General features: G+C 58.3%; 28 protein-coding genes. 22 read left to right on the top strand and 6 right to left on the bottom strand.

What is annotated here, in order from left to right:
* Positions 1 to 19 precede the first annotated feature (19 nt).
* The 13 genes from ffh to Q1A74_RS02240 all read left to right on the top strand — a co-directional run bounded on the left by ffh (position 20) and on the right by Q1A74_RS02240 (position 12,858).
* A complete protein-coding gene (gene ffh, locus Q1A74_RS02180; protein ID WP_299591970.1) occupies positions 20 to 1,447 on the top strand; it encodes a signal recognition particle protein in 1,428 nt (475 codons plus the stop codon).
* Between the two features lie 264 nt (positions 1,448 to 1,711).
* Positions 1,712 to 1,951, top strand: coding sequence for a 30S ribosomal protein S16 (rpsP, locus tag Q1A74_RS02185; protein WP_066965320.1), 240 nt, complete (start codon positions 1,712 to 1,714; stop codon positions 1,949 to 1,951).
* Positions 1,952 to 1,990: 39 nt separating this feature from the next.
* Entirely contained in the window at positions 1,991 to 2,554 is a 564-nt protein-coding gene (rimM, locus tag Q1A74_RS02190) for a ribosome maturation factor RimM (RefSeq protein ID WP_299591972.1), read from the top strand.
* Positions 2,554 to 3,339, top strand: coding sequence for a tRNA (guanosine(37)-N1)-methyltransferase TrmD (gene trmD, locus Q1A74_RS02195; RefSeq protein ID WP_299591974.1), 786 nt, complete (start codon positions 2,554 to 2,556; stop codon positions 3,337 to 3,339). The genes rimM and trmD overlap by 1 nt, the downstream gene beginning before the upstream one ends.
* Positions 3,340 to 3,417: 78 nt before the next feature.
* Positions 3,418 to 3,768, top strand: a complete 351-nt coding sequence (gene rplS / locus Q1A74_RS02200; RefSeq protein ID WP_299591976.1) for a 50S ribosomal protein L19 — start codon at positions 3,418 to 3,420, stop codon at positions 3,766 to 3,768.
* Between the two features lie 91 nt (positions 3,769 to 3,859).
* Positions 3,860 to 4,762: a site-specific tyrosine recombinase XerD gene (gene xerD, locus Q1A74_RS02205; RefSeq protein WP_299591977.1), complete on the top strand. Its 903-nt coding sequence runs from the start codon at positions 3,860 to 3,862 to the stop codon at positions 4,760 to 4,762.
* A 140-nt stretch (positions 4,763 to 4,902) separates the two neighbouring features.
* Positions 4,903 to 5,661 carry a thioredoxin fold domain-containing protein gene (locus Q1A74_RS02210; RefSeq protein ID WP_299591979.1) on the top strand — a complete coding sequence of 253 codons (759 nt, stop codon included), beginning with the start codon at positions 4,903 to 4,905 and terminating at the stop codon, positions 5,659 to 5,661.
* Positions 5,662 to 5,979: 318 nt separating this feature from the next.
* Positions 5,980 to 7,287 carry a homoserine dehydrogenase gene (locus tag Q1A74_RS02215; RefSeq protein ID WP_299593818.1) on the top strand — a complete coding sequence of 436 codons (1,308 nt, stop codon included), beginning with the start codon at positions 5,980 to 5,982 and terminating at the stop codon, positions 7,285 to 7,287.
* Positions 7,288 to 7,383: 96 nt separating this feature from the next.
* Positions 7,384 to 8,775, top strand: a complete 1,392-nt coding sequence (gene thrC / locus Q1A74_RS02220) for a threonine synthase (RefSeq protein ID WP_299591980.1) — start codon at positions 7,384 to 7,386, stop codon at positions 8,773 to 8,775.
* Between the two features lie 105 nt (positions 8,776 to 8,880).
* Positions 8,881 to 10,611, top strand: a complete 1,731-nt coding sequence (gene recJ, locus Q1A74_RS02225; RefSeq protein WP_299591982.1) for a single-stranded-DNA-specific exonuclease RecJ — start codon at positions 8,881 to 8,883, stop codon at positions 10,609 to 10,611.
* Between the two features lie 73 nt (positions 10,612 to 10,684).
* A complete protein-coding gene (locus Q1A74_RS02230; protein WP_299591984.1) occupies positions 10,685 to 11,593 on the top strand; it encodes a DMT family transporter in 909 nt (302 codons plus the stop codon).
* A 36-nt stretch (positions 11,594 to 11,629) separates the two neighbouring features.
* Positions 11,630 to 12,256, top strand: coding sequence for a LysE family translocator (locus tag Q1A74_RS02235; RefSeq protein ID WP_299591986.1), 627 nt, complete (start codon positions 11,630 to 11,632; stop codon positions 12,254 to 12,256).
* Between the two features lie 230 nt (positions 12,257 to 12,486).
* Positions 12,487 to 12,858, top strand: coding sequence for a hypothetical protein (locus Q1A74_RS02240; protein WP_299591988.1), 372 nt, complete (start codon positions 12,487 to 12,489; stop codon positions 12,856 to 12,858).
* Positions 12,859 to 12,918: 60 nt separating this feature from the next.
* On the opposite strand, the gene Q1A74_RS02245 is transcribed toward Q1A74_RS02240, so the two are convergent.
* Positions 12,919 to 14,067 (bottom strand): pectinesterase family protein, encoded by a 1,149-nt coding sequence (locus Q1A74_RS02245; protein WP_299591990.1) that lies wholly within the window; start codon positions 14,065 to 14,067, stop codon positions 12,919 to 12,921.
* Between the two features lie 244 nt (positions 14,068 to 14,311).
* Here Q1A74_RS02245 and prfB point away from each other — a divergent pair.
* Together prfB and lysS are read left to right on the top strand one after the other, a co-directional pair.
* Positions 14,312 to 15,407 (top strand): peptide chain release factor 2 gene (gene prfB / locus Q1A74_RS02250; protein WP_299591992.1). Its coding sequence is split into 2 segments (ribosomal slippage): positions 14,312 to 14,383 and positions 14,385 to 15,407, totalling 1,095 coding nucleotides; the frame shifts between segments, so codons are not numbered across the junction.
* A 236-nt stretch (positions 15,408 to 15,643) separates the two neighbouring features.
* Positions 15,644 to 17,137, top strand: coding sequence for a lysine--tRNA ligase (gene lysS / locus Q1A74_RS02255; RefSeq protein ID WP_299591994.1), 1,494 nt, complete (start codon positions 15,644 to 15,646; stop codon positions 17,135 to 17,137).
* Between the two features lie 94 nt (positions 17,138 to 17,231).
* Here lysS and Q1A74_RS02260 read toward each other — a convergent pair whose 3' ends face one another.
* The 4 genes from Q1A74_RS02260 to Q1A74_RS02275 form a co-directional block, all read right to left on the bottom strand.
* Entirely contained in the window at positions 17,232 to 18,092 is an 861-nt protein-coding gene (locus tag Q1A74_RS02260; protein WP_299591996.1) for a PDZ domain-containing protein, read from the bottom strand.
* 75 nt (positions 18,093 to 18,167) lie between these two features.
* Positions 18,168 to 18,776: a TPM domain-containing protein gene (locus Q1A74_RS02265; RefSeq protein WP_299591998.1), complete on the bottom strand. Its 609-nt coding sequence runs from the start codon at positions 18,774 to 18,776 to the stop codon at positions 18,168 to 18,170.
* A gap of 53 nt (positions 18,777 to 18,829) precedes the next feature.
* Positions 18,830 to 19,585: a YgcG family protein gene (locus Q1A74_RS02270; protein WP_299592000.1), complete on the bottom strand. Its 756-nt coding sequence runs from the start codon at positions 19,583 to 19,585 to the stop codon at positions 18,830 to 18,832.
* 15 nt (positions 19,586 to 19,600) lie between these two features.
* Positions 19,601 to 20,230 carry a LemA family protein gene (locus tag Q1A74_RS02275; protein WP_299592001.1) on the bottom strand — a complete coding sequence of 210 codons (630 nt, stop codon included), beginning with the start codon at positions 20,228 to 20,230 and terminating at the stop codon, positions 19,601 to 19,603.
* A gap of 96 nt (positions 20,231 to 20,326) precedes the next feature.
* Between Q1A74_RS02275 and Q1A74_RS02280 the strand changes: the two genes are divergently transcribed.
* From Q1A74_RS02280 to ung, 5 genes are read left to right on the top strand one after another with little or no spacing between them, the layout of a single operon-like run.
* A complete protein-coding gene (locus Q1A74_RS02280; RefSeq protein ID WP_299592003.1) occupies positions 20,327 to 20,863 on the top strand; it encodes a YaeQ family protein in 537 nt (178 codons plus the stop codon).
* A gap of 49 nt (positions 20,864 to 20,912) precedes the next feature.
* The gene (locus Q1A74_RS02285) at positions 20,913 to 21,395 is read left to right on the top strand and encodes a YajQ family cyclic di-GMP-binding protein (protein ID WP_299592005.1); all 483 of its coding nucleotides are present in this window, start codon (positions 20,913 to 20,915) and stop codon (positions 21,393 to 21,395) included.
* A gap of 41 nt (positions 21,396 to 21,436) precedes the next feature.
* A complete protein-coding gene (locus Q1A74_RS02290) occupies positions 21,437 to 22,450 on the top strand; it encodes a hypothetical protein (RefSeq protein WP_299592006.1) in 1,014 nt (337 codons plus the stop codon).
* Positions 22,451 to 22,488: 38 nt separating this feature from the next.
* Complete coding sequence (locus Q1A74_RS02295) at positions 22,489 to 23,073, top strand: uracil-DNA glycosylase family protein (protein WP_299592008.1); 585 nt, start codon at positions 22,489 to 22,491, stop codon at positions 23,071 to 23,073.
* A 30-nt stretch (positions 23,074 to 23,103) separates the two neighbouring features.
* Positions 23,104 to 23,826: a uracil-DNA glycosylase gene (gene ung, locus Q1A74_RS02300; protein ID WP_299592010.1), complete on the top strand. Its 723-nt coding sequence runs from the start codon at positions 23,104 to 23,106 to the stop codon at positions 23,824 to 23,826.
* A gap of 13 nt (positions 23,827 to 23,839) precedes the next feature.
* On the opposite strand, the gene Q1A74_RS02305 is transcribed toward ung, so the two are convergent.
* Positions 23,840 to 24,904, bottom strand: coding sequence for a folate-binding protein YgfZ (locus tag Q1A74_RS02305; RefSeq protein ID WP_299592012.1), 1,065 nt, complete (start codon positions 24,902 to 24,904; stop codon positions 23,840 to 23,842).
* A gap of 130 nt (positions 24,905 to 25,034) precedes the next feature.
* Between Q1A74_RS02305 and Q1A74_RS02310 the strand changes: the two genes are divergently transcribed.
* On the top strand, positions 25,035 to 25,280 hold the full coding sequence (locus Q1A74_RS02310; protein ID WP_299592013.1) for a succinate dehydrogenase assembly factor 2: 246 nt from the start codon (positions 25,035 to 25,037) through the stop codon (positions 25,278 to 25,280).
* Positions 25,255 to 25,755, top strand: coding sequence for a protein YgfX (locus Q1A74_RS02315; protein ID WP_299592015.1), 501 nt, complete (start codon positions 25,255 to 25,257; stop codon positions 25,753 to 25,755). The genes Q1A74_RS02310 and Q1A74_RS02315 overlap by 26 nt, the downstream gene beginning before the upstream one ends.
* Positions 25,756 to 25,774 lie beyond the last annotated feature (19 nt).

A 25,774-nucleotide genomic window follows, 5' to 3' on the forward strand; every position in this document is an offset into this window, starting at 1 on the left:
TACGATTTGAGAAGGTGATATGTTCGATAACCTGAGCGACCGTCTGTCGTCGGCACTGAAAAAAGTCACAGGCAAAGCCCGTCTGACGGATGACAATATCCGCGACACGCTGCGCGAAGTGCGCAAGGCACTGCTGGAAGCAGATGTGGCGCTGCCAGTGGTGAAGGCATTTGTGCAGCAGGTGCGCACCGCTGCGGTGGGCCAGAAGGTCAGCAAGGCGCTGAACCCGGGCCAACAGTTCGTCAAGATCGTACAGGACGAGCTGGTAAAGGTCATGGGGGAGGCGGCTACCCCGCTGAACCTGGCGGTGCAGCCCCCGGCAGTCATCCTAATGGCGGGCCTGCAGGGTGCGGGTAAAACCACCAGTGTGGCCAAGCTTTCCAAGTACCTGCAGGAGCGGGAAAAGAAAAAAGTCATGGTGGTCAGTGCGGACGTATACCGCCCGGCGGCCATCAAACAGCTGGAAACGCTGGCGGGGGAAGTGGGGGCACTGTTCCACCCTTCCGAGCCCGATCAGAGACCAGTAGATATCGCCAGGGGGGCGATGGACGCCGCGCGCAAACAGTTTGCCGATGTGCTGATCGTCGATACCGCTGGTCGCCTGCACATCGATGACGAGCTGATGGGGGAGATCCGGGAGCTGCACGAGGTGCTGGACCCGGCGGAAACCCTGTTTGTGATCGACGCCATGATCGGCCAGGACGCGGTCAATACCGCCAGCGCCTTCAATGACGCGCTGCCGCTGACCGGTGTGATTCTGACCAAGGCGGACGGTGACGCCCGCGGTGGTGCGGCGCTGTCCGTGCGCCATGTGACTGGCAAGCCCATCAAATTCATTGGTGTCGGCGAAAAGACTGATGCGCTGGAAACCTTCCATCCGGATCGGATTGCCTCCCGCATCCTCGGGATGGGCGACATTCTCTCCCTGATCGAGCAGGCCGAGCAGACCATCGACCGGGCCAAGGCCGAAAAGCTGGTCAAAAAGGTGCAGAAGGGCAAAGGTTTTGACCTTGAGGACCTGCGCGACCAGCTGCAGCAGATGCAGAATATGGGCGGCCTGGGCGCTCTGATGGACAAGATGCCAGGTATGGGTGGTCTTGCACAGGCGGCGCAGCAGGCGGATATGGGCAAGGAGTTTCGCCGAATGGATGCGATCATCGGCTCCATGACCCCGGCAGAGCGCCGCAACCCGGATATTCTGAGCGGTTCACGCAAGCGCCGCATCACGGCGGGTTCCGGCACCCAGATTCAGGACCTGAATCGCCTGCTCAAGCAACATAAGCAGATGGGCAAGATGATGAAGAAAATGAAAGGCGGCGGCATGAGCAAGATGATGCGCGGCATGGGTGGGCTTCCCGGTATGGGCGGCGGCGCCGGTGGCATGGGTGGTGCCGGTGGGATGGGAGGTATGCCCGGTGGCCTGCCGCCGGGTTTCCGCAAGAAGTGATTCTTGACCGGTAACCCGAAAATAGTAACGCCGGGTGGCCTCGGGAAAGCGGGGGTGGTGGCGGCTTTATTCGCTGCTATACAAACTGTAAACCGTGCATTAGAATACGCCGCCTTTCAGCTGGCCCTTGGCCGCTGAGTGTTGATTTAAAAGCAGATTCTTGTCGCGACGTTTTGTCTGGGCAGGGTCTGAAATACCGCCGTGAGGCGGGATATACCGGTCGCAAAGGGTGACCGGTGAGTGTTGAAACTACAGGATAGCTACATGGTAACCATTCGTTTGGCTCGTGGCGGTGCGAAGAAGCGCCCGTTTTATCACCTGACCGTGACCGACAGCCGCAAATCCCGCGACGGTCGTTTCATTGAGCGTGTTGGCTTCTTCAACCCGGTAGCCCGCGGTCAGGAAGAGCGTCTGCGTGTTGATCGCGAGCGCGTTGAGTTCTGGGTAGGCCAGGGCGCACAGGTTTCCGATCGCGTCAGCAAGCTGCTGAAAGAATCCGCCTGATCTCTATCTGCCCAATAGTCTGTATTCCGGGGTACTTCTGTGGCTGAGCATTCGGTAGTTGGTGAAGATCTGGTTACCGTTGGTCGTGTCACCACAGTATACGGGGTACGCGGTTGGGTGAAGGTGCATTCCTTTACCGAGCCAATGGACAATATCCTGCAGTTCTCCCGCTGGTGGCTCGAAGCTGCTGGTCCGAGCGGCAAGCAGGGTGCAGGGCAGTGGCAACCCCTTGAGATCGAGGATGGCAAGCGCCACGGCAAAGGCCTGATCGTACTTATCAAGGGTGTGGGCGACCGCGATCTCGCGGCACAGTTCTGCCAGAGGGATATTGCCGTTGCGCGCAGTGAAATGCCGCAACTGGAAGATGGTGAATATTACTGGCATCAACTGCAGGGTCTGCAGGTGGTAGGCCAGTTTGAAGGCCGTGAATTTCGCTTCGGTGAAGTGGTGCGGCTGATGGAGACCGGCGCCAACGATGTCATGGTGGTGCGTGGTGGAGAGGATGAGCGCGAGCGTCTGATTCCGTATCTGCCCGGCGAATACATCACCAATGTTGATCTGGATGCGGGCCAGATAACCGTCGATTGGGACCCCGAGTTCTGATGGCGGCTGAGCCTGTCACAAAGCCCAGACGCGTGGCTCTGGTAAGCATCTTCCCGGAGATGTTTGCCGCACTGACCGACTACGGTATCAGTGGTCGGGCCGTGAAGGACGGCCTTTTGGAAGTGCGCTGCTGGAATCCGCGCGACTTCACCAGTGACCGGCATCGCACCGTGGACGATCGCCCGTACGGCGGCGGACCTGGAATGGTGATGCTGGCGGAGCCTCTCACTCAGGCACTGCGCGAAGCGCGCACCTGGGCGGAAGAGTCCGGCCCCGCACGGTCTATTTACCTGTCCCCGCAAGGGCGGCAGCTGGATCAGGCAGGTGTGGAAACCCTCTCGCAAAGTGGCAACCTGGTTTTACTGGCCGGGCGCTACGAGGGAATTGATGAGCGAGTGGTGGAATCTCTGATTGATGAAGAGTGGTCGATCGGGGATTACGTCCTGAGTGGTGGCGAGCTTGCCGCCATGGTGCTGGTGGACGCGGTTACGCGTTTGATACCGGGCGCGCTCGGGCACGATCAGTCGGCGGTGGAGGATTCCTTCGCCCAGGGACTGCTGGATTGTCCGCATTACACTCGCCCTGAGGATTATCGGGGCAACCGGGTTCCGGAAGTTTTGCTTTCTGGCAACCATGAAAAAATACGCCGCTGGCGCCTCAAGCAGGCCTTGGGGCGCACGCAGCAGCGCCGGCCAGACCTTTTGGAAAAGCTGGCGCTGTCCCCGGAGCAGGCGCAACTGCTGGAAGATTTTCTGCAGGAGCTGCCGGCCGGGGAGAAGAATTAATATCGGATTCGCCGGGAGGCGAGAGTAATTCGGTGATCTAGCCGTGAGGCTACATAAATCCCTTTTGGAGAACTCCAAATGACTAACAAGATTATCCAGCAGCTCGAAACCGAGCAGTTGAAAGCTGAACTGCCTGAATTTGCTCCGGGCGATACCATTATCGTTCAGGTAAAGGTAAAAGAAGGCAACCGTGAGCGTCTGCAGGCGTTTGAAGGCGTGGTGATTGGCAAGCGTAACCGCGGCCTGAACTCTTCTTTCACCGTGCGTAAAATTTCCCACGGCGTTGGCGTAGAGCGTACCTTCCAGACTCACAGCCGTCTGGTAGATAGCATTACTGTGAAGCGTCGTGGTGACGTTCGTCAGGCCAAGCTGTACTACCTGCGCAGCCTGACTGGCAAGGCCGCACGTATCAAGGAAAAACTCGGCTGAGTTATTTCTTGAGATAAAAAACCGGAGCTTGTCTCCGGTTTTTTTATGCCTGTAAAACCTGCTTTCTGGTGCCGTGTGATTTAATGCGCAAATGACTGGCTTCACCGATACGCAACAACTGATTACCGCCTGGCTGGATATGCTGTGGGCCGAGCGGGGTGTCAGCGAGCATACCCGTTCCGCCTACGGGCGCGACCTGCGTGCGTTTGCCGCTTTCTGTGAGGGCGCCGGTAAAGACCTGGGGCAGATTGCGCGGGAGGATATTCTCACCTACCTCGGCACGCGCCACGCGGCGGGTCAGTCCGCTCGCTCCAGTGCCCGCGCGTTGGCGGCACTGCGCAGTTTTTATCGCCACTGTCTGCGGCAGCGGTTGATCGAGCACGATCCGGTGGCCCTGGTCGACAATCCAAAGATTCCCAAGCCCCTTCCCAAGTCCCTGTCAGAGAGGGATGTTGAGGCACTGCTGGAGGCCCCTGACATCGAAACCCCAATCGGCCTGCGCGATCGAGCCATGTTCGAATTGTTGTACGCCTGCGGGCTGCGGGTCAGTGAGTTGGTAGAACTCAGCATGTCCCAGCTCAATCTGCGCCAGGGAGTGGTGCGGGTGTACGGCAAAGGGAGTAAGGAGCGTCTGGTGCCCATGGGGCAGGCGGCGGAGCGCTGGCTGGAGCGGTATCTGCGCAGTGCGAGGCCGCAGTTGCTGGCGATGGGCGAGAGCGATGCCTGTTTTCCCGGGCGTTCCGGCAACGCCATGACACGGCAGACGTTCTGGTATCGGATAAAACACTGGGCGAAAGTGGCAGGTATCGAAAAGCCGCTGTCACCGCACACGCTGCGCCACGCCTTTGCGACCCATCTGCTGAATCACGGCGCCGATCTGAGGGTAGTGCAGCTGCTGCTTGGGCATTCTGATCTGTCGACTACCCAGATTTACACCGCGGTCGCCCGGGCCAGGCTGCAGTCTTTGCATGGGGAGCATCACCCCCGAGGGTGATCCGTTCGTGGTAATTGCCCTCTGTCTGTAGTAAAACGCGCCTTGGCCGCTTGAATGCGAGTGTTTAGTGCCATACTGGGGTGAACCCCCGGCCGCGAACGCGGTCAGATAATGACGAATAATCTGGAGCGAACCGAACCATGACTTTTCCTGCCAAGCCACTTACTGCCCTGGCTGCGCTCGTAGCCTCAGCTTCCCTGTTACTAGGGCAGGCCGCATTCGCAGATGTGGATGACGCTGTCGCCAAGCAGATCAAGGCCAAGCTGGCTGCGGGAAATCCCCAGGCGACCTTCGGCGACGTACGCGAGAGCTCGATGCCCGGTCTGTACGAGGTGGACGTCAACGGCGGCAATGTTCTGTTCGTCTCCAAAGATGGCGGCCACTTTATTGCCGGTGACCTGTTCGAGGTGGGCCCGCAGAAAGTCGTCAATGTCTCCGAGCAGCGCCGCGGACGCCATCGCGCGGAAGTGATGGACCAGCAGGACAAGGGCGAAATGATCGTCTTTTCTCCGAAGGGCAAAGCCAAAGCACACATCTACGTGTTTACCGATGTGGATTGCGGGTACTGCCGCAAGTTGCACGACGACGTGCCTGAACTGAACCGCCGTGGTATCGAAGTGCGCTATCTCGCATTCCCGCGCGCTGGCCTCAACTCGGTGGGCTACCGCAAGGTTGCGACCGCCTGGTGTGCTGACGACCCGAACAAAACCCTGACCGACCTGAAGAACCGCAAGAACGTGCCGATGGAGGTGTGTAAGAACAATCCAGTGGCGGCCCAGTACAAGCTGGGCAACGAGGTGATTGATGTGCGCGGCACGCCCACCATCGTGATGGAAGATGGCACAGTAGTGCCCGGGTACCTGCCTCCCGATACTCTGGTCAAAGCGTTGGGGATCTGAGCCCGATAGCACACAGCCCCGTGACATGAAAAAGCCGGCGAATGCCGGCTTTTTCTATTTGCGGCAACCGGTTAGGGTTGATCGCTGAAGGCACAGCTTTGAGTTGGGCTGTTTGGTGATTGTTTGACCACCTTGCGCAATTTAATTGACAATTTCCCCCTGATCTCAGTAAGGTTGTCGACCTTTTTTTGAATTAAACGCCAGTTATTGCGCTGTGTTCCACAGTGTCATGCGCGGAGGGAAGTTGTGAGCGCAGTTACCGAAGAAGCCACCAGTCGTGGGGCGCAAGCCTCAAAAGAATCCAACACAGCCGGCGCACTGCCTGCGGTACGTATCGGTATTTGTGGTCTTGGGACCGTAGGTAGCGGTACGGTCAATGTCATGGCGCGCAACTGTGAAGAAATTGCCGCGCGCTGTGGCCGCCCGGTAGAGATCGTTCAGGTGGGTGCCCGTCGGGACAACGCCGATTGTGATATGACCCCGCTGAATGTCACCCGCGAAATCTTCGATGTGGCGAATAACCCCGACGTGGATGTACTGGTCGAGCTGATTGGCGGAACCACGGTGGCCCGTGAGTTGGTACTGACTGCCGTTGCCAATGGTAAGCACGTGGTAACCGCCAACAAGGCGCTGATTGCCGAGCACGGCAATGAGCTGTTCGCCGCGGCCGCCGACAAGGGCGTTACCATCGCCTATGAAGCCGCTGTAGCGGGTGGTATCCCGATCATCAAATCCCTGCGCGAAGGCCTGGTGGGCAACCGTATCCAGTGGCTGGCGGGGATCATCAATGGTACCGGCAACTACATCCTTACCGAGATGCGCGAGAAAGGGCGCAGCTTTGACGAAGCGCTGGCCCAGGCTCAGGCGCTGGGCTATGCCGAGGCAGACCCCACCTTTGATGTGGAGGGGATCGATGCCGCTCACAAACTGGTCATCATGGCGTCCCTTGCGTTTGGTATGCCGCTTGCCTTCGATAAGGTGTACACCGAGGGGATCAGTGGCGTTTCCAAAGAGGACATCCAGTACGCTGACGAGCTGGGTTATCGCATCAAGCATCTGGGTATTGCGCGTCGCACCAACGACGGCGTGGAGCTGCGGGTTCACCCGACCCTGATTCCCCAGCGCCGCCTGATCGCCAATGTAAACGGTGTGATGAATGCAGTGCTGGTCAACGGCGATGCCGTAGGCCCGACGCTCTATTACGGCGCCGGCGCTGGTGCCGAAGCGACAGCTTCTGCGGTAATCGCCGATATTGTGGACGTAGCGCGTACACTGAATGTGCGCCCGGACCAGCGTGTGCCGCTGGCCGGCGTGACCCAGGACAGCCAGGGAAATCTGGATGATGTCCTGCCCATGTCAGAAGCCGAGACCAGCTATTACATGCGTATTTCCGCCTTTGACAAGCCGGGTGTCATGTCTCAGGTAGCGAAGATCTGCAGTGATCAGGGCATCAGTATCGAAGCCCTGATTCAGCACGAGCCTGCGGAAGACGAAGAGCTGGTACCGGTAGTACTGCTGACCAGCCGCGCGCGCGAAGCGCAGCTGCAGGAAGCAGTCAATCAGATCGAAGCCCTGGACAGTATTCAGGGTCCGGTTGTGCGCATTCGTGTCGAGCCCCTGGGCTGAGCCCAGCGATGACGTTGAGGTGGAGGCTGCGCCGCCACCTCGACTCTTCCATTCCGAATCATTCAAATCAGTACCAACTAAGCCAGTAATCACAACGTGAAATTTGTCAGCACCCGCGGCCGCGCGCCGTCTCTCAGTTTTGCCGATACCGTCCTTACCGGCCTCGCCAGTGATGGCGGCCTGTATGTTCCCGAAAAACTGCCCAGCTTCAGCCGCGATGAAATCGCGGAAATGGCCGGACTGGATTATCAGGAACTGGCTTTTCGGATCATGTGGCCTTTCGTTTCCGAAGACCTGACCGAAGAGGAGATGCGGGGGGCAATTGAGCGCGCCTACGTCAACTTCCGCCATCCCGCCATTGCGCCACTGGTACAGACCGGCCACAACGAATGGGTGATGGAGTTGTTCCAGGGGCCCACTCTGGCATTCAAGGATTTCGCTCTGCAGTTCCTCGGCCAGCTGTTCGACCTGCTGCTGAAAAAGCGCGGTGAAAAGGTGGTGGTATTGGGGGCGACATCCGGCGATACCGGGTCGGCCGCCATTGAAGGTTGTCGCCACTGCGAAAACATCGATATTTTTATCCTGCATCCGCACAACCGGGTATCGGAAGTGCAGCGCAAGCAGATGACCACGGTGCTATCGGACAACGTCTACAACATCGCACTGGAAGGCAATTTTGACGATTGCCAGAATATGGTCAAAGCCAGTTTTGCCGATCAGTCCTTCCTGCCGGATGGTCGCCGGTTGGTGGCGGTGAATTCCATCAACTGGGCGCGGATCATGGCGCAGATCGTTTATTACTTCCATGCTGCCCTGAGCCTTGGCGGTCCTCACCGCCCGGTGAACTTCTCTGTCCCCACCGGAAACTTCGGCGATATTTTTGCCGGCTATCTGGCGCGTGGAATGGGCCTGCCGATCAACCAGCTGGTGATCGCAACCAACGCCAACGATATTCTGCACCGCTGTATCAGCGCCAATGATCACTCGCCGCAGCCGCTGGTGCACAGCCTGTCGCCGAGTATGGACATTATGGTATCCAGCAACTTTGAGCGTCTGTTGTTTGATATGGTCGATCGCAACGGTGAGGCGGTAGCCGACCTGCTGAAGGATCGCAGTGCACCGTTGAAGCTGGATGAAGCGGCCCTGGATAAAGTTCGCACCCTGTTTGCTTCCGAGCGGGTAGGGGACGAGCGCACGGTAGAGGTGATTCGCGAGGTGTTTGAGTCCACCGAGTACCTGCTGGATCCACACACCGCCATCGGTGTGGAGGCTGCCCGCCGCGCTCGCAAATCCAAAGCCGAACCCATGGTGTGTCTCGCCACAGCGCACCCGGCCAAGTTCAGCGAGGCGGTGGACAAGGCGTTGCCGGGTACGGAAGTGCCGTTGCCGCACCATATGCAGGACCTGCTTCAGCGGGAAGAGCGGGTGCAAGTTCTGCAAAACGACCTTTCTGCGGTACACGATTTCATCTCCCGCGAACTGGGCTAAGCCCCGCTTGAGTCGCAGCCGGTCGGCGGTAGAATGGGTGTTTAGTGGGTAGTGTTGGCAGGAGCCGACAGCAAACCATGGCAACCCCAAAAGCGACCGGATGCAATGAACGCAATTATTCGAAGACGGCCAGTGGATCTCTCCTCTGGCCGTTTTACTTCTTCCACCCCCGAAATTCTCCAGCGAGTGCTGCTTGGCCGCGGTGTGGCCAGCGATGGCGAACTGGACCACCAGCTGACCCGCCTGCACAGCCCGGCTTCCATGCGCGGTGTGGAAGCGGCGGTAAACTTGCTGGTGGAGGCGGTGCGCGGCCAGCAAAAAATCCTGATTGTGGGCGACTTCGATGCAGACGGTGCTACCAGTAGCACGCTGTCTGTACTGGCACTGGGTGCGCTGGGCGCCGGGCCGGTGGATTTTCTGGTGCCCAACCGTTTCGAATTCGGTTATGGCCTGACTCCGGAAATTGTTGAGGTCGCGCGGGAATACCATCCGGATCTGCTGATTACTGTCGACAACGGTATCAGCAGCATCGACGGTGTGGCCGCGGCCCGCGCCGCGGGCCTCAAGGTGATCGTCACCGACCACCACCTGCCCGGGAGCGAACTCCCCGACGCCGATGCGATCGTTAACCCCAACCAGCCGGATTGTGACTTTCCCAGTAAAAATCTCGCCGGGGTTGGCGTCATTTTCTATCTGCTCAGTCGCCTGAAAAGCGTGCTGCAACAACAGGGCTGGTTTGAACAAGCCGGTATCCCCGTGCCCAATATGGCGGAGTATCTGGACCTGGTGGCGCTGGGCACTGTAGCGGATCTGGTGCCGCTGGATCACAACAACCGTGTGCTGGTGCATCAGGGGATCGCGCGTATCCGTGCCGGCCGCTGCCGCCCCGGTATTCAGGCACTGATGGATGTTGCGGGCAGGGATCGTTCGCGGCTCTCTACCACCGATATTGGATTTATCCTTGGGCCACGCATCAATGCGGCAGGCCGGCTGGACGACATCGGTACCGGTATCCGCTGTTTGCTGACGCGCGATCCGGACGAGGCGCGCGAGCTGGCGGCAGAGCTGGATGGCCTCAACCGCGACCGCAAGGCCATCGAAGCCGGTATGCAGCGGGAAGCCATGGTGGCTCTGGAAAAACTGCAACTGGCAGAGGAGGGGCTGCCCTGGAGCCTGTGTCTGTACGACAGTGCCTGGCACCAGGGTGTGGTAGGGATTCTCGCCAGCCGTATCAAGGAAAAATTCCACCGCCCGGTGATTGCCTTTGCCGATGGCGATAATGGCCTGGTCAAGGGCTCTGCACGCTCCATTTCTGGTCTGCACATTCGCGATGCCTTGAGTGATGTGGCCGCCAAAAACCCGCAACTCATCAGCAAGTTCGGCGGCCACGCCATGGCCGCGGGCCTGAGCCTGCCGGCGGAAAAGTTACCGGCGTTTACCGAGGCGTTTGAGCAGGCGGTGCGCGGGCGTCTCAAGGAATCGCATTTGCAGGCGGTGATTGAGACCGATGGCGAACTGCAGCCGCATGAATTCTCGATGGAGACCGCAGGAATATTGCGTGCCTGCGCACCCTGGGGGCAGGCGTTTCCCGAGCCGGAATTCGATGGCGAGTTTCTGTTGTTGCAACAGCGGATTGTGGGCGAGCGCCACCTGAAGATGACCGTAGCGCCGGTGGTTGCACCGCAGCAGGCCATTGATGCGATTGCCTTCAATATCGATACGGATTTCTGGCCTGCACAGGTGGAGAAAATCCAGCTGGCGTTCAAGCTGGATATCAATGAATTCCGCGGGCGGCAGTCACTGCAGTTGATGGTCAGCCATATCCAACCGCTTTAACACATCTCAATTTTTAGCCGATCTTTAGGCGTCTGCGAGCAGACTCCTACGTGTGGGAATGACTGGAATATTTATGCATCAAAAACAGGCTCGTGCTGAGCTCCTGCTGTTGCTGGCGGCGCTTTTCTGGGGGATCGCGTTTGTGCCACAGAAAATGGCCATGGACCACTTGCCGCCACTGGCGTTCAACGCGTGGCGATTTTTGCTCGGTGGCCTGATTCTGATACCGCTGGTGTACTGGCTTTCTTCCCGACGCGAAGTGGCTACCCCACAAGAGGACGCAGAGATCAAAACCGGCTGGCGCAACTGCCTGCCCGGTGGGGCGGTGCTCGGTTTCTGGCTGTTTCTCGGTGCGGCGTTACAGCAGTGGGGGCTGGTATACACGGGTGCCGGGCGTGCAGGATTTATTTCCGGCATGGAGATGCTGCTGGTGTCGGTGATTGGTCTGTCTCTTGGTGTGGCAACCAATCGCTGGACCTGGGCAGGTATCGGAGTCGCGTTGATCGGGCTCTACGTACTGGGTGACTTTTCACAAGAGTCCCAGATGATTGGCGACCTGCTGGTTTTCTCCGGCGCGTTTGCGTTTGCACTGCAGGTGCTGACGGCGGATCGCCTGGTACAGCGTTATCACGCGCTGCGCCTGGCGGCCATCCAGTTTATTTTCTGCGGGGTGTTTTCGGCCGCGGCTTCCCTGTTGATCGAGCAGGCGACGTTACAGGGTGCTATTGATGCGGCCTGGCCCATCGTCTATATGATGATATTTTCAACCGCTATCGCGTTTACTTTTCAACTGCTGGGGTTGCGGCACGCGGCAACTTCGCACGCGACGGTGATTATGAGCCTCGAGTCGGTATTCGCATTGATCGCCGGCTGGTTGATCCTGAGTGAAGTTTTTACCGGCCATGAATTACTGGGCTGTGGGTTGATGCTGGCAGGTATGTTGCTGAGCCGCTACGGCGCCCACGCCGGAACCCATCACTGATGAGGTATCGCAAACGGTGCATCGTTGGAATTAGTTGTGATTGATTTATCTGTACTGGCGCTGTTTGTGCCGACATTTTTCTTTGTGTCTATCACCCCGGGTATGTGCATGACTCTGGCGCTGACCATGGGCATGGCCTTCGGGGTGCGCCGTACGCTGTGGATGATGCTGGGCGAATTGTGTGGTGTTGCTGTAGTGGCGATCGCGGCGGTGGTGGGTATTGCTGCGTTTATGCTGAAGCACCCAACGGCGTTTCAGGTGTTCAAATACTGCGGCGCCCTGTATCTCGCATATCTGGGAATCCAGATGTGGCGTGCGCGCGGGCGCATGGTGCTGGTGGAACCCACAGCCGAAGCGCAGCCCGCGGTGCCGGCGATTTCTCTGATGACCCAGGGGTTCGTAACTGCTGTGGCCAACCCGAAAGGCTGGGCCTTTTTCATCGCCCTGTTGCCACCGTTTATTCACCAGGACAAGCCGCTGCTTGCACAGATGGTGGTTCTACTGTGTATTATCCTGACGCTGGAGTTTATTTGTATGCTGATTTACGCCAGCGGAGGTCGCACACTGAGCCGGCTGTTACACAAAGGAGAAAATGTGCGCCTGATGAACCGCATCGCCGGCACCTTGATGCTGGGCGTGGGCGGGTGGCTCGCGCTAAGCTGATCAGATGGAACTTTGTTTGTTCGTGGCCTGTTTGCTCAGGCGCGGCAAAATAGCGAAAAAGGAGAAGGTTTATGTGTCATGCCTGGTTACGAGTGGTTTTGGCAGTCGTATTGACCGCAGTCATCGGCGGTTGTGACTCATCGCAAAAACAGGGGCCGGGTAAACAGTCTCCGGACAAGCCTGAGAGTCACCAGCAGCAAACACCGCAGCAAACTGAGGAGGCGTCGCCAATGTCTGACCAGAAAGGCGCGGAATCTGCTTCAAATACTGATACGGGTGAACAGAAACAGGGCGCTCAGAGCCTCTGGGTCATGCAGCCCCGCGGTAACCGCCAGTGCGAAGGCGGGGGCAAAAGTCTCGAATCCAGTGGCGCCGACCTCGCGCAAAACGGGATCAAGGTGCAGGAGTCCCGCTGCGGGGTCCGCACGGACCGGATGTACCCCAGCGTCTGCGGTGGTGCGACCGGGGATCTGCTGATGCATCGCATTCCGGCCAGTTTTCTCGACGCCGCACTAGAGCTGGGCTTTGACCCGGCCAAACAGGGTCAGTACAAGCTGGTCGACTGTCCGCAAGTAAACCCCGGCACGCCGCGGGACAGGTGAATCGACTCCCTGCGTCGGGGTGCTGGCAATTTTCGACCGCCGACGCACCCCACGCGCACTTCAGAATGCGGGTTCCCACCCTGCCATAATCCGCTCGCGGGTATATTTCTCGGCTTCCTCGTTACTCAATTGGCGGCGCTGCGTATTGTCTGCAGCGCCAGGGCCGTAGCTCCTGTACTCGAAAAACCGCGCACTCTCCGGCGTGAAAACCGTGGACTTGGTACCGTCGCGGCTGGTGCCGCGCATGGAAGCCCAGCCATCGGCAGGGATGTGATCATCCATATAAGAATTGATAAACACCGCTGCACCTATGGCGTCCGGGTCCGCATAGCGGCCGTCCGGAAACCTGGTGGTGGGGTGCCAGGGGCGCCCCAGTGGAGATGAACCGGCCGGTACGCCTTCCTTTTTCAGCAGCCGGCAATTCAGAAATACCAGCCCGAATTCGTTGCTGATATTGGTGCTCGGTGCCGTCACATAACCCACATTGGCGCGTTCGGTACCGCGAGGCCGGGTGACAATATCACTGTTTTCAAACAGCGCCTGGCCAGCACCAAAGATAAAGTCCACATTGCCCTCGATCACGCTGTCCAGAAAATAGCTGCGGCCACCTTGCACAAACAGCGTGTCCTGGTACCCCAGAAGGCGCACATTGCGGAATGCGGAACGGTCGCTGCCCAATCCCGTTTCCAACGCTACCGCCTGAGTGCCGTTGACCTTTTGGGGGTGATCCCTGGGCAGGGCATCGCTGGCAAGGAAGTCAAAGCTGTTTTCGATGGTCAGGTCTTGCGCGAGAAAGTCTTTCGCTTCCACCGTCAGTGTCGCTGTGGCAAAAGTCCCCATCGTCACATCAGAGCCGGGTTCTGCCCCGGGTGCGGGCATGCCGGCATAGTCTCCGTAGCGGATGATCGTCTTGTCGCGCCCGGCACCCGCCAGGTGGATATTGGGCTTACTGATCAGTACTTTCTCGGTATACCGGCCGGCGGGGAGATAGATGACGAATGGCTCGTCGCTATTTTGCGGGGCTGCTGCCAGGGCCTCAGAGATGGTTGGATAACTGGCGGTAGAGGTCTCGCCGGGGTTTTTGCTGACCACCGCGTCAAATATGTGCTCTGCCGGGGTGGCGCTCGCGCACGCTGCGTACACGCTGAGAATCAGTATCCCCGGCAGGCGGGAAAGGGAAGAAAGGTGGTTAACAACAGGCGTTGCCATGACATCCGCTCCGCTCAAAATTGGCCTGATAGCTTTGCTTATTGGTCAGGCCATTCTAGCGCTGGTATGACCAGCAGCTCAAGGGTCTTCAATACAAGGTCCTCAACCCAAGACCTTCAACGGGAGACGCTAAGTTCAAGCCCCTGGGGCCAGCGCGCGCACGAATACCCTTGCCCCCTTATTTCTCGGGGCCGCCTGCGGTAGAATGCGCGCCCGATTTAAACCGACAGAAGCCGACGCATCTATGGAAATTAATCCGCTTCTCAACCAGCTGAAAGACCTCGAAGAGCGCACCGACGTTCTTAGGGGGTACCTTTGACTACGCTGGCAAGAAAGAACGCCTGACCGAAGTCGAACTGGAACTGGCCGAGCCCAGTGTCTGGGACGATCCCGACCGCGCCCAGGACCTTGGGCGTGAACGCTCCGCTCTGGAAACCGTGGTCAAAACCATCGAAGACCTCGACAGCGGCATCAGCGACAGTCGTGAACTGCTGGATATGGCTGTGGAAGAGGATGATGAAGACTCCGTAGCGGAAGTCTCCAGCGAGCTCGAAAGTCTCCAGCAGCAACTGGAGACCCTCGAGTTCCGACGCATGTTCTCCGGCGAGACCGACCCCAATAACGCCTACCTGGACATCCAGTCCGGTTCCGGTGGCACCGAAGCCCAGGACTGGGCCGAAATGCTGCTGCGCATGTATCTGCGTTGGGGCGAAGCCCACGGTTTCAAAACCACTCTGGAAGAAGCCTCCGCCGGCGAAGTTGCGGGCATAAAAAGTGCCACCATCCACTTCCAGGGCGAATATGCCTTCGGCTGGCTGCGCACCGAAACCGGCGTACACCGTCTGGTACGGAAAAGCCCGTTCGACTCCGGCAACCGTCGCCACACTTCGTTCACCTCCGTGTTTGTCTCCCCCGAGATCGACGACAACATCGAAATCGAAGTGGACAAATCCCAGGTGCGCGAAGACACCTACCGCGCCTCCGGCGCCGGTGGTCAGCACGTCAACAAAACCGACTCCGCCGTGCGTTTGACGCATATCGAGTCCGGCATTGTGGTTGCCTGTCAGAGCGAGCGCTCCCAGCACCAGAACCGCGATAAAGCGTGGAAGATGCTGCGGGCCAGACTCTACGAACAGGAAATGCAAAGACGCAACGCCGAAAAACAGGCGATGGAAGAAAGCAAATCCGACATCGGCTGGGGCAGCCAGATCCGCTCCTATGTACTGGACGACCAGCGCATCAAAGATCTGCGCACCAATGTCCAGACCAGCAACTGTCAGGCAGTGCTGGATGGGGATCTGGATCAGTTTATTGAGGCGAGCCTGAAGGCGGGTCTATAAAGCCAAGCTACGGGACTCTGCTGGCTTACGAAGCACATTGCTTCAAATCGAAGGCGGAGTACCGGGGATCCCTTTTCGAAAGCGTCGGCGACAGGGATGTCGCCGCCGCAGCGTACAGGGACGTATTCACAGCGGTTTCGAAAAGGGATACCCGGTGCTCAGCCGCCACGGTACTCGCACAAAGCTCGACCAAGCTACGAAGCACGCACCACACCCAAAAAGACACGTGATAGATCATGAGCAATACACCAACTCAGCAAGACGAAAATAAACTGATCGCCGAGCGCCGCGCTAAACTGAGTGCCATGCGCGAAAAGGGGAATCCCTTTCCGAACAGCTTTCGCCGCGAACACCTCGCCGCCGACCTGCAAAAAGAGTTTGGTGAAAAAACCAAGGAAGAGCTGGAAGGGGAGGGCAACACCGCCTGCGTCGCCGGCCGTATCCTCGCCAAACGTGGCCCCTTCATGGTTATTCAGGATGTATCTGACCGCATCCAGCTGTACGCCGACAAAACCGCACAAAAAGACATCAAAGAGCGCTGGGGCACTTGGGACATCGGCGACATCGTTGGCGTCAAAGGCCAGCTGCACAAGTCTGGTAAAGGCGACCTCTACGTCAACTGCGAAGAGTACACCCTGCTCACCAAAGCCTTGCGCCCGCTGCCGGAAAAATTCCACGGCATTGCCGACCAGGAAATGCGCTACCGCCAGCGCTACGTAGACCTGATTGCCACCCCGGAATCCCGCGATGTCTTCCGCATCCGTTCCGAAGTGATCAGCTACATCCGCAGCTTTCTGAATGAAAACCACTTTATGGAAGTGGAAACCCCCATGTTGCAGGTCATTCCCGGTGGCGCCACCGCGCGCCCGTTTGTGACGCATCACAACGCCCTGGATATCGACATGTACCTGCGCATTGCGCCGGAACTGTACCTGAAGCGTCTCGTGGTCGGTGGCTTCGAGCGCGTCTACGAAATTAACCGCAACTTCCGCAACGAAGGTCTGTCTACACGCCACAACCCCGAGTTCACCATGCTCGAGTTCTACCAGGCGTATGCGGACTACAACGACCTGATGGATCTGACCGAAAACATGATCCGCGGTATCTGCACCGACGTGCTGGGTAGCACCACTGTTCAGTATCAGGACAGCAGCTACGACTTTGCCAAGCCGTTCGATCGTATCAGTGTTTTCGACTCCATTTTGCAGTACAACCCGGAGCTCAAAGCCGCTGATATCGACAATATCGAGAGTGCAAAAAAAGTTGCGGAGAAGCTGGAGATTCCTCTCAAGGAAATCTGGGGCCTGGGCAAAATCCAGATCGAAATCTTCGAGAAAACCGTCGAACACCGCTTGGACCAGCCGACCTTCATCACCGAGTACCCGACTGAAGTGTCGCCACTGGCGCGCCGCAGCGATAACAACCCGTTTGTTACCGACCGCTTCGAATTCTTCGTCGGCGGCCGCGAAATCGCCAACGGTTTCTCCGAGCTGAACGACGCGGAAGATCAGGCGGAGCGTTTCAAGGCGCAAGTAGCAGAAAAAGATGCCGGCGATGACGAGGCCATGCACTACGATGCCGACTATATCCGTGCACTGGAATACGGTTTGCCGCCCACCGCCGGTGAAGGTATTGGTATCGACCGTCTGGTAATGCTGCTGACGAACTCCCCGTCTATTCGCGACGTACTCTTGTTCCCGCATATGCGTCCGGAAACTGCGCCTGAATAAATGGGTGCGGGTTAAACCGACAAAATGAAAAAGGGCGATGACCGTGAAGGTCATCGCCCTTTTTTGTTGGAGGTTCAGGTTGCGGCGTAAACGGTCAGCCGCGAATACCCAGCGGCCCGGCGGGAATGTAAATCGTCTCCGGTGCAGAGCTGCCTTTGCGTTGTATTTCCACCGCTACGGATGACCCGGGTTCCGCCTGGTACACCTGAGAGCGCAGGTCTCCCATATGGAACACCCGTTGGTTGTTGTAGCGGATGATCTTGTCGCCGGGGCGCAGGCCGGCCTCATACGCTGGCGTGTCTTCGAGCAGGTCGCCGATTTCCATTTCCGTGCGGCCGCCGAAGGCTTCCAGATACTGCTCGAACTCCGCACTGGTCAGCTCCTGCTCGAATACACGTCGAGGATTGCTGTAGGTCTGCAAGTTTGCCTGCAGCTCTTTGGCCCGGTCTGAGCGCTTGTTTTGCAGGTGGTGGTATTCATAGCTGAACTGCATCTGTTCGTACTGGATTCGCTCCTGTTTGTCGATGATAAACGCAGCCCGCTCCGGGCTGAGGCCGGCCTCTGTCAGCTGGCGAATCTGGTTTTCCCGCATCCGTTCGAAGCGGTTCTGGTGGCGTCGCTGGGCGCGTTGTTGGTGAGCGATGACTTCATGTTCGTTTTGGGCGTCGAATGCATGTTGGGTTTCGTTGCCATCGGACCCCGGGTCGAGGCGACTGCTCAGTTCGTTAACCAGCTCCAGCAGTTGCCCCTGGATTTTCAGTGTCTGATCCAGGGTTTTTTCCAACTGCTGGACCCGATCTCCCAGATCCCCAGAAGTGTTGCCGGTGTTGGAAAACATCGTTTCCTGAGTAGTGGGTTGCCCGGAGGAGGGGGTGGAAGTCCAGTGAGCGATCGCTGCGCCCACCGCAAGAAGGGAGATGGCCGCCAGTGGGATGGCGTGCTTGCGCAATATCATAGATTCACCAATCGACTTCGTTTTTTGCCAGAATCTGCCTTCGCCAGAATCTGCCGTTTTCCGCTCTGTAGCAAATTATAGAAGCACCAGGTGGTTGGGAAGTTCATTCTTGATGGTGGTGGCGGGCGCCGCTTCTTCAAGAAGCTCGCCACACTTTTCTACGCAGTGCACGAAGGCCTCACCGGTTTTTCCTTTTTTGATCTCGCGGATAAAGTTTTCCACGATCTCCTGCCAGGTTTCATTGGTAATCTGTTCCGCCAGGCCCCGGTCCGCAAGAATTTCTACATAATGCTCCGCTTGGGAGACAAAGATCAGCAGGCCCAGCCGGTCTTTGGTGCTGTGCAGCTCGTGTTCCAGGAACTGCCGCCGCGCCAGATTGGCCGCGCGCCAGAAGCGCACCTTTTTGGGCACCAGCTTCATAGTGAGCGGGCGCCATCGGAACAGCACCGCCAGTGCGATAAACAGGATCCACTGCAGGGTGAATGCCTGCGGGTATTCGATCCACCAGGGCAGAAACTGCATCAGCGGTGCAATCAACAGCGCCAGAAAAGCCGCCCACAGGGTGGAGATATACAGGTAATTGTCCGCCTGGCCCGCCAGCACCGTGACCACCTCGGCATCGGTGCGGGCTTCAACCTCCTTGATGGTTTCCGCCAGGGTGCGTTTTTCGTGTGCGTTTAGCATGGTTTTATCTCATTTGGCCTGTGGGCTCCGTATCTGCAGTCTCGGCCGGCCGGTTACCAGCCTCCAGAGGCGCCGCCGCCCCCAAAGCCGCCACCGCCCCCGCCGAAGCCTCCACCTCCGAAGCCGCCACCGCCGTACCCACCGCCAAAACCACCACCGCCGTAATAGCCGCCGTAGCGCCCGCGGCGATAGTTGCTGCTACCGCTCGGCGCGCCAAGCACCGAGGCGCCAAAAATCTGCAGCATGATGAACAGCAGGAAAATGCCAACCAGCAGCGCTAACCGGCGATCATTGCCGGATTCCGTGGGTTCGGGTACATACTCGTTCTTGATGGCCGCAATGATGGATTCGACGCCGGCGGTTACCCCGCCATCAAAATTGCCGCTTCTGAACTGGGGTAGGATTTTGGTGTGGACGATATTCGCGGAAAGGGCATCCGTCAGCGCACCTTCCAGGCCGTAACCCACTTCGATGCGCACTTTGCGCTCACTGGGTGCGACAATCAGCAGCACTCCGTTGTCCTTGTCTTTCTGGCCGATTTTCCAGTGTCGCCCCAGTTGGTAGCCGTACTCTTCGATGGTGAGCCCTTGCAGGTCCTGCAGGGTAACAACCACGATCTGGTTGGAGGTTTCCTTTTCCTGCGCCTGCAGCATCTCGGTGAGCTGGTAGCGGGTACTCTGGCTCAGTAGGTTGGCATCGTCGACCACGCGCCCGCTGAGAGACGGAAAGGTGACGTCACCATGAGAAGCGCCGGCCCATAGCAGTGCCGGCACGAGAAACAGGAGTAGGGCGATCCGCTGGATCGTCATACAGGGCCCCGCAGGTTACTGGAAGTCGACTTCAGGTGCCTTTTCAGCATCTTCGCTGGTGGCCTCGAAGGTGTCGCGGATGGGCATGTCGCTGTACAGGACGCGGTGCCAGATTCGACCGGGAAAGGTGCGGATTTCGCGGTTGTAGCGTTCGACCGCGGCGATATAATCCCGGCGGGCTACGCTGATGCGGTTTTCGGTGCCTTCCAGCTGTGACTGCAGTGCGAGGAAGTTCTGATTGGCCTTGAGGTCCGGGTAGCGCTCAACCACCACCATCAGGCGGGAGAGGGCACTGCTGAGCTGGGACTGGGCCGCCTCGAATTGTTGCAGCTTGGCGGGGTCGTTGATGATCCCGGAGTCCACCTGCATGGAGTTCACCTTGGCGCGGGCCTCGGTGACCGCCTCCAGGGTTTCTCGCTCGTGGGTGGCGTAAGCCTTGACGGTTTTCACCAGGTTGGGAATCAGGTCCGCACGGCGCTGGTACTGATTCTGTACCTGGGCCCAGGCCGCCTTCACATTTTCATCGTAGGTGGGAATATTGTTGATTCCGCAGCCACTCAAGCCAAATACCAGCAGCGAAAGTAGCAGGGATTGCCAGAGGCGGCGTTGTGTAAAATTTGGTTTTCCCGTGAGTGCAGCGTTCATTCCGTTCATCCATGTTGGTTCCGAACAAGACAATAATAGACTCCAATCCGTCGGTATCCGGCAAGACTGTTCTGCCGGCTTAATTAGAGACAAGTAATGGCACTAAAAGCGACCATATTCAAGGCGAAGATCCAGATTGCCGACATGGATCGGGATTATTACAGCGAGCATCTGCTGACCTTGGCGCGCCACCCGTCGGAAACCGATGAGCGCATGATGATCCGCCTGCTGGCGTTTGCGCACAATGCCAGTGAGCAACTTGAGTTTACCCGCGGTCTGTCCAGTGAAGACGAGGCAGACCTGTGGGCGCACAGCCTCATTGGGGAAATTGAAACCTGGATTGAAGTGGGCGTGCCCGCGGAAGATCGGATCCGCAAGGCCTGCGGCCGTGCACAAAAAGTGCTGGTTTACGCCTATGGGCAGCGCACTGCGCCGGTCTGGTGGGAGAAAATGGAATCGGCCTGCGCGCGTTTCGAAAACCTGCAGGTCTTTTTTCTCCCTGCGGAGAACTGCGCGGAATTGGCCGCACTCGCGCAGCGCAATATGGACCTCAGTGTAACCATTCAGGACGGTCACCTGTGGTTAGCTGGGGAAAGCGAGAATGTGGAAGTGCTGCCCCAGCGCTGGAAATAGAATTCATACCATGCCCGCCGGTGTGCGGGCCAAAATACGGAGCCAGATAATGCCTTCATTCGATATTGTTTCAGAAGTAGACAAACACCAGCTAACCAACGCCGTGGACCAGGTGAACCGCACCATCACCAACCGGTTTGACTTCAAGGGCGTGGATGCCGAGGTGGAAATGTCAGAATTCACCCTGACCCTGCGCGCCGAGTCCGATATGCAGGTGCAGCAGATGGTGGATATGTTGCGCGCGGCGCTGATCAAGTGCGATATCGACCCGCTGGCAATGGAAGTTGGGGAAGAGGAGCAGTCGGGCAAGCAGGTTAAAGTCGGCGTCACCCTGAAAAATGGTCTCGACAAAGAGTTGTCAAAAAAGATTGTTAAGATCATCAAGGAAGAAAAAATGAAGGTGCAGGCGTCCATTCAGGGGGACCAGGTTCGGGTCACCGGTAAAAAGCGCGACGACCTGCAGCAGGTGATCGCCATGTTGCGGGGTAAGGAGCTGGAGCAGCCGCTGCAGTTCAACAATTTCCGCGATTGAGTCTAATTGCAATACCGCCGTAGCGGCGTATTGGGGGATGTTTGAAAAGGATTTTTCGCGCGTCAGGGCCGCTGCGCCGGTACATGCTCGGCCTGTCGCTTTTGCTTGTTGCCGCTGGATTGTGTGCTGAGCCGTCATCACTCATTGAGGAGCTACCTGAGGAGACTCCGGTGGTGCGGGCACAATTGCTGCAGGCCTGGTGGATGGATGGCAGTGAGGGGCTGGATATATCCGGCCTGAGTCTGTGTGGGGGAGAGTTGCTCGCTGTTGCGGATAAGGTATCGGAGCGCATCTACCGGCTTGCACCCGAGCCCGGGAGCGACTCGGTACCGCTGGTTCCCAAAGTTGACTTTTCCCGACCGCCACTGCCGGAAGATCAACCGATCTCGGTAAAAGCGCGTGCTCTGCACTATGCGAGTACGCCGCTGAGTATGGACTTCGAAGGGATTACCTGTGACGACTCGGCGATCTTTCTGCTCAGCGAAAGGCACAACCGTATCGTCAGGCTGGATCAGGCCAGCGGCAAGGGCGAATGGATGCCGGTGCGTTGGTCTGAATCTGCGCGCAACCAGGGCTATCTGCAGTTGTTTAATGCCGAAAGCGAAGGGCTGGTCAAAATCGGAGGCGATTTCTGGGTGGCGCTGGAGCGCGATCCCCGGGGTCTGCTCAAGCTTGAATCCGGTGATCAGGTGGGGCAGCATTTTTATACCCTGCCGGCGGTCGCCGGGCTGGATTTTCGCGACCGCTCTGAAGACCTGACTGCACTGGCATTTTATGACGGCGCCCTGTTTACCCTGGAGCGCAACGCCTTCGCCGTATGCCGGCGAAGCCTGGCGACCCTTGTTGCCGAGTGGTGCATCGAGTACCGGCATATTGAAGAGGGGCCCGGGTACGTATACCGCAAAACCAATTTTGGCAAAGGTGAGGGGCTGGCGGTAAATGCACAGGGTATTTTTGTGGCACTGGACAACAACAGTGTCACCCGTGTGGCGGCCCCAGAAGACAGTCGCGGCCTGCTGATGCAGCTGGCCTTCCCTTCGCTCGGTACAGATTGATATGACGGTGTTGATACACGGGTTTCGATAAAACGGTTTTGGCACAGAACAAACTGAATCTACTACTGAAAGAAGTGCGGGCATGTCGCCTGTGCGAGCCGCACCTGCCACTTGGTCCGCGCCCGGTAGTGCGTGCGGCCCACAGTGCACGCTTGCTGATAATCGGTCAGGCGCCAGGTACCCGGGTGCATGAAACCGGAATCCCCTGGAATGACCCGTCCGGTGACCGCCTGCGCGAATGGCTGCAGGTGGATCGGGAAGGTTTTTACGATGAGTCCCGTATCGCCATTATGCCTATGGGGTTCTGTTATCCGGGACGCGGTAAAGGCGGAGACCTGCCACCGCGGCCCGAGTGCGCGCCAACCTGGCACCGGCAGTTGCTGGAGCAGCTGCCAAATATCCAGCTGACGTTACTGATCGGGCAGTATGCCCAGCGCTACTATCTCCCCCACTGGTATGGCAGCATTACCGAAAATGTGCGCCACTATATCGATGCACTGCCCCACGGCTTTTTCCCGCTTCCCCATCCGAGTCCGAGAAATACGTTGTGGCTCAAGCGCCGGCCGTGGTTCGAACAGGAAGTGGTACCGGCACTGCGTATGCAGGTTCACAAAATTTTGTAGGGGTCTGCCCTGGAGGCAGGTAATGAAAGTATGCAAGTTCCGGAAAATATTAAAATTCATCCGTCTTGGTATTCCGTCCTGGAATCGGAATTCAGCAGCCCTTACATGGGCGAGCTGCGAGCGTTCCTACGGCAGGAGAAGCAGTCCGGAAAAAACATCTTTCCGCCCGCTGGCCAGATTTTTAACGCCTTCAACTCTACGTTGTTTGATCAGGTAAAAGTGGTGATTCTGGGGCAGGACCCCTACCACGGCCCGGGGCAGGCTCACGGCCTGTGCTTTTCTGTTATGCCCGGGGTACGTGTTCCACCTTCGCTCAAGAATATCTACAAAGAGCTTCATTCCGATCTCGGGGTGGAAGTCCCGGAGCACGGTTGTTTGCAGCCCTGGGCGGAGCAGGGCGTACTGTTGCTGAACGCGACGCTGACGGTTGAAGAGGGTAAAGCAGGTGCGCACCAGGGGCGCGGTTGGGAGCAGTTTACCGATGCGGCCGTGCACGCGCTGGCGGAGCAAAGGGAGGGGCTGGTGTTTATCCTGTGGGGCAGTTATGCGCAGAAAAAAGGCAGCTTTATCGATCGCCATCGGCACCTGGTATTGAAGGGGCCACACCCGTCACCGTTGTCCGCCCATCGGGGATTTTTCGGCACCCGGCCTTTCTCGCAAGCCAATGCGTATTTACAGCAGCGCGGAGAAGTGCCCATTGACTGGGCGTTACCCGCGGCCAGTGCCTTGCAGCGGGTGGCGGTGGAGGTGTGAGCCTGCAGGCCGTTTACGCCAGCGGATCTGCATCCGCGTCGTAGGGGAGCTCCAGTAGTTCCAGCACCCGAGCATCTTTCAGCTGCAGGCTTTCGCCATCGGCGACCTTGCTCTTGGTCAGTACTGCCAGCAGGTCTACTTCATCGGTTCCGCTGGTTGCGATGACAACATTGCCCACGCTGGAGCCACCCGCTTGGGTGAAAATATCCGCGCCGGGTTCCGGCACTTCACCACTGTCGATACGCACGCGGTACATGCGGCGTTTGGCGGCACCCAGGTATTGCATGCGCGCTACCACTTCCTGGCCGGTGTAACAGCCTTTCTTGAAACTGACGCCGCCCAGCAGGTGCAGATTGAGCATCTGCGGAATAAAGGTCTCGCTGGTGCTCTGGTGCAGGAGGGGAAGGCCCGCTTCGATCAGCTGCTTCTGCCATTGGCTGTAGCCAGCGGCAACCGCGGGGCTGCCACGCAATTTTTGCCACAGGTCGGCAGCCTGTTCGGTGGGCACCTGGATCATTACCAGGCGCTCATTGGCGCAGGCGGCCAGCGCGCGCTGGCCGTTGTGGTCGAAGGTGCGCAATTGGCCCGGCAGCAGGTCGGTGTCGGCGCCGCTGGACAGGTTTAGCAGCTGGCTAGAGGCTGTACTCGCGTCGCGGCCGCACAGTGCCAGCCAGTGCTGCTGGTCGCTGATATCGGCCAGTTCGGCCTTGAAGAAGACGGCGTATTTTTTCAGTGCAGCCAGGGCGGTAGTTACCAGGTCCCTGGGTAACAGCAGTACAAATTCACTCTGGTCGATTTTCAGTGCGTAAAACGCGCTGATCATACGACCCTTGGGGTTGCAGTGGCTGCCCAGGGTCAGGTGTTCATCAGGTAGGTTGAGCAGGTCGCAGGTGATCTGGCCCTGTAGGAATTTTTGGCTGTCTGGGCCGGAGACGGAAATCGCCCCCATCGGTGTGAGGTCGATCAGTTGCAGGTCGGCAGCGGAGTCTGCCTCGGCTCCGGTATCAAACTCTGCAGCACCGTTGCTCCACTGTGCGCCCTGACTGCTGAGATATTCCTGCCACTGCTGTTGATCCATGCTGAACTCGCTGCTTTCGGCCGTTGTTCTCGGCCACTGTTTTCGATGATGCAGTATTTGGGGTTTTGCGGCGGGATTTCAACTACCGCTATACTGCGCGCAATTCGCAACCTGGGTTTGAGAAAGAAGTATGGATCGCAACCGCCTGTTTTGGGCCTGCCGCCGCGGCATGTTGGAGCTGGACCTGGTGCTGCTGCCGTTTCTGGAAAATGTGTATGAAACATTGCCAGAGGACGATAAGCAGCGCTTTATCACCTTGCTGGACGAGCAGGATCAGGATCTGTTCGCCTGGTTCCTGCGCCGGGATGACCCGGAAGATCCTGAGCTGAAAATAATCGTGCAGATCATCCGTGACAACACCGGTCTGCAGGACTGATTCAGCGTCTCGCGAGGCTGCCGCCCCCAAGGGCTGTAGTGCCGTCGAGACGGGGGCCGCTCACCCCGAGCGCAGCGCCCGCCTGGCCTGCGACCTTTCGCCTTCCCGCCTGTTGCAGGGCGTCGTTGTCCTGATGGCGTTCCTGTCTGTTCTGTTATTGACACTGTCACGCCTACCCTGGGGGCTGGTGGCCGTCGCCGTACCCGCAATTCTGGTGTTTGCCCACTGTGAATGGCGGCGTGGAGCGCGGTATGAGGGGCGTCTTACCACGTCGGAGCGGCGCTGGTACTGGCAAAGGAGGGGCGGTGCCAAGCGGGAAATTCACTTCTGCGGCGAACTGACCGTGTGGCGCTGGCTGATTGTGATTAATGGTCGCGATCTGGACGGAAAACGCATGCGTCTGGTGCTGTGTCGGGATGGCGCAGACGCCGATGACTGGCGGCGGTTACTGGTCGCCCTGCGCTACTCCCGCTGAACGCGGGAGGGTACGCAAT

The sequence above is a fragment of the uncultured Microbulbifer sp. genome, from assembly GCF_947504145.1.
In the GTDB taxonomy this organism is placed as follows: Bacteria; Pseudomonadota; Gammaproteobacteria; order Pseudomonadales; family Cellvibrionaceae; genus Microbulbifer.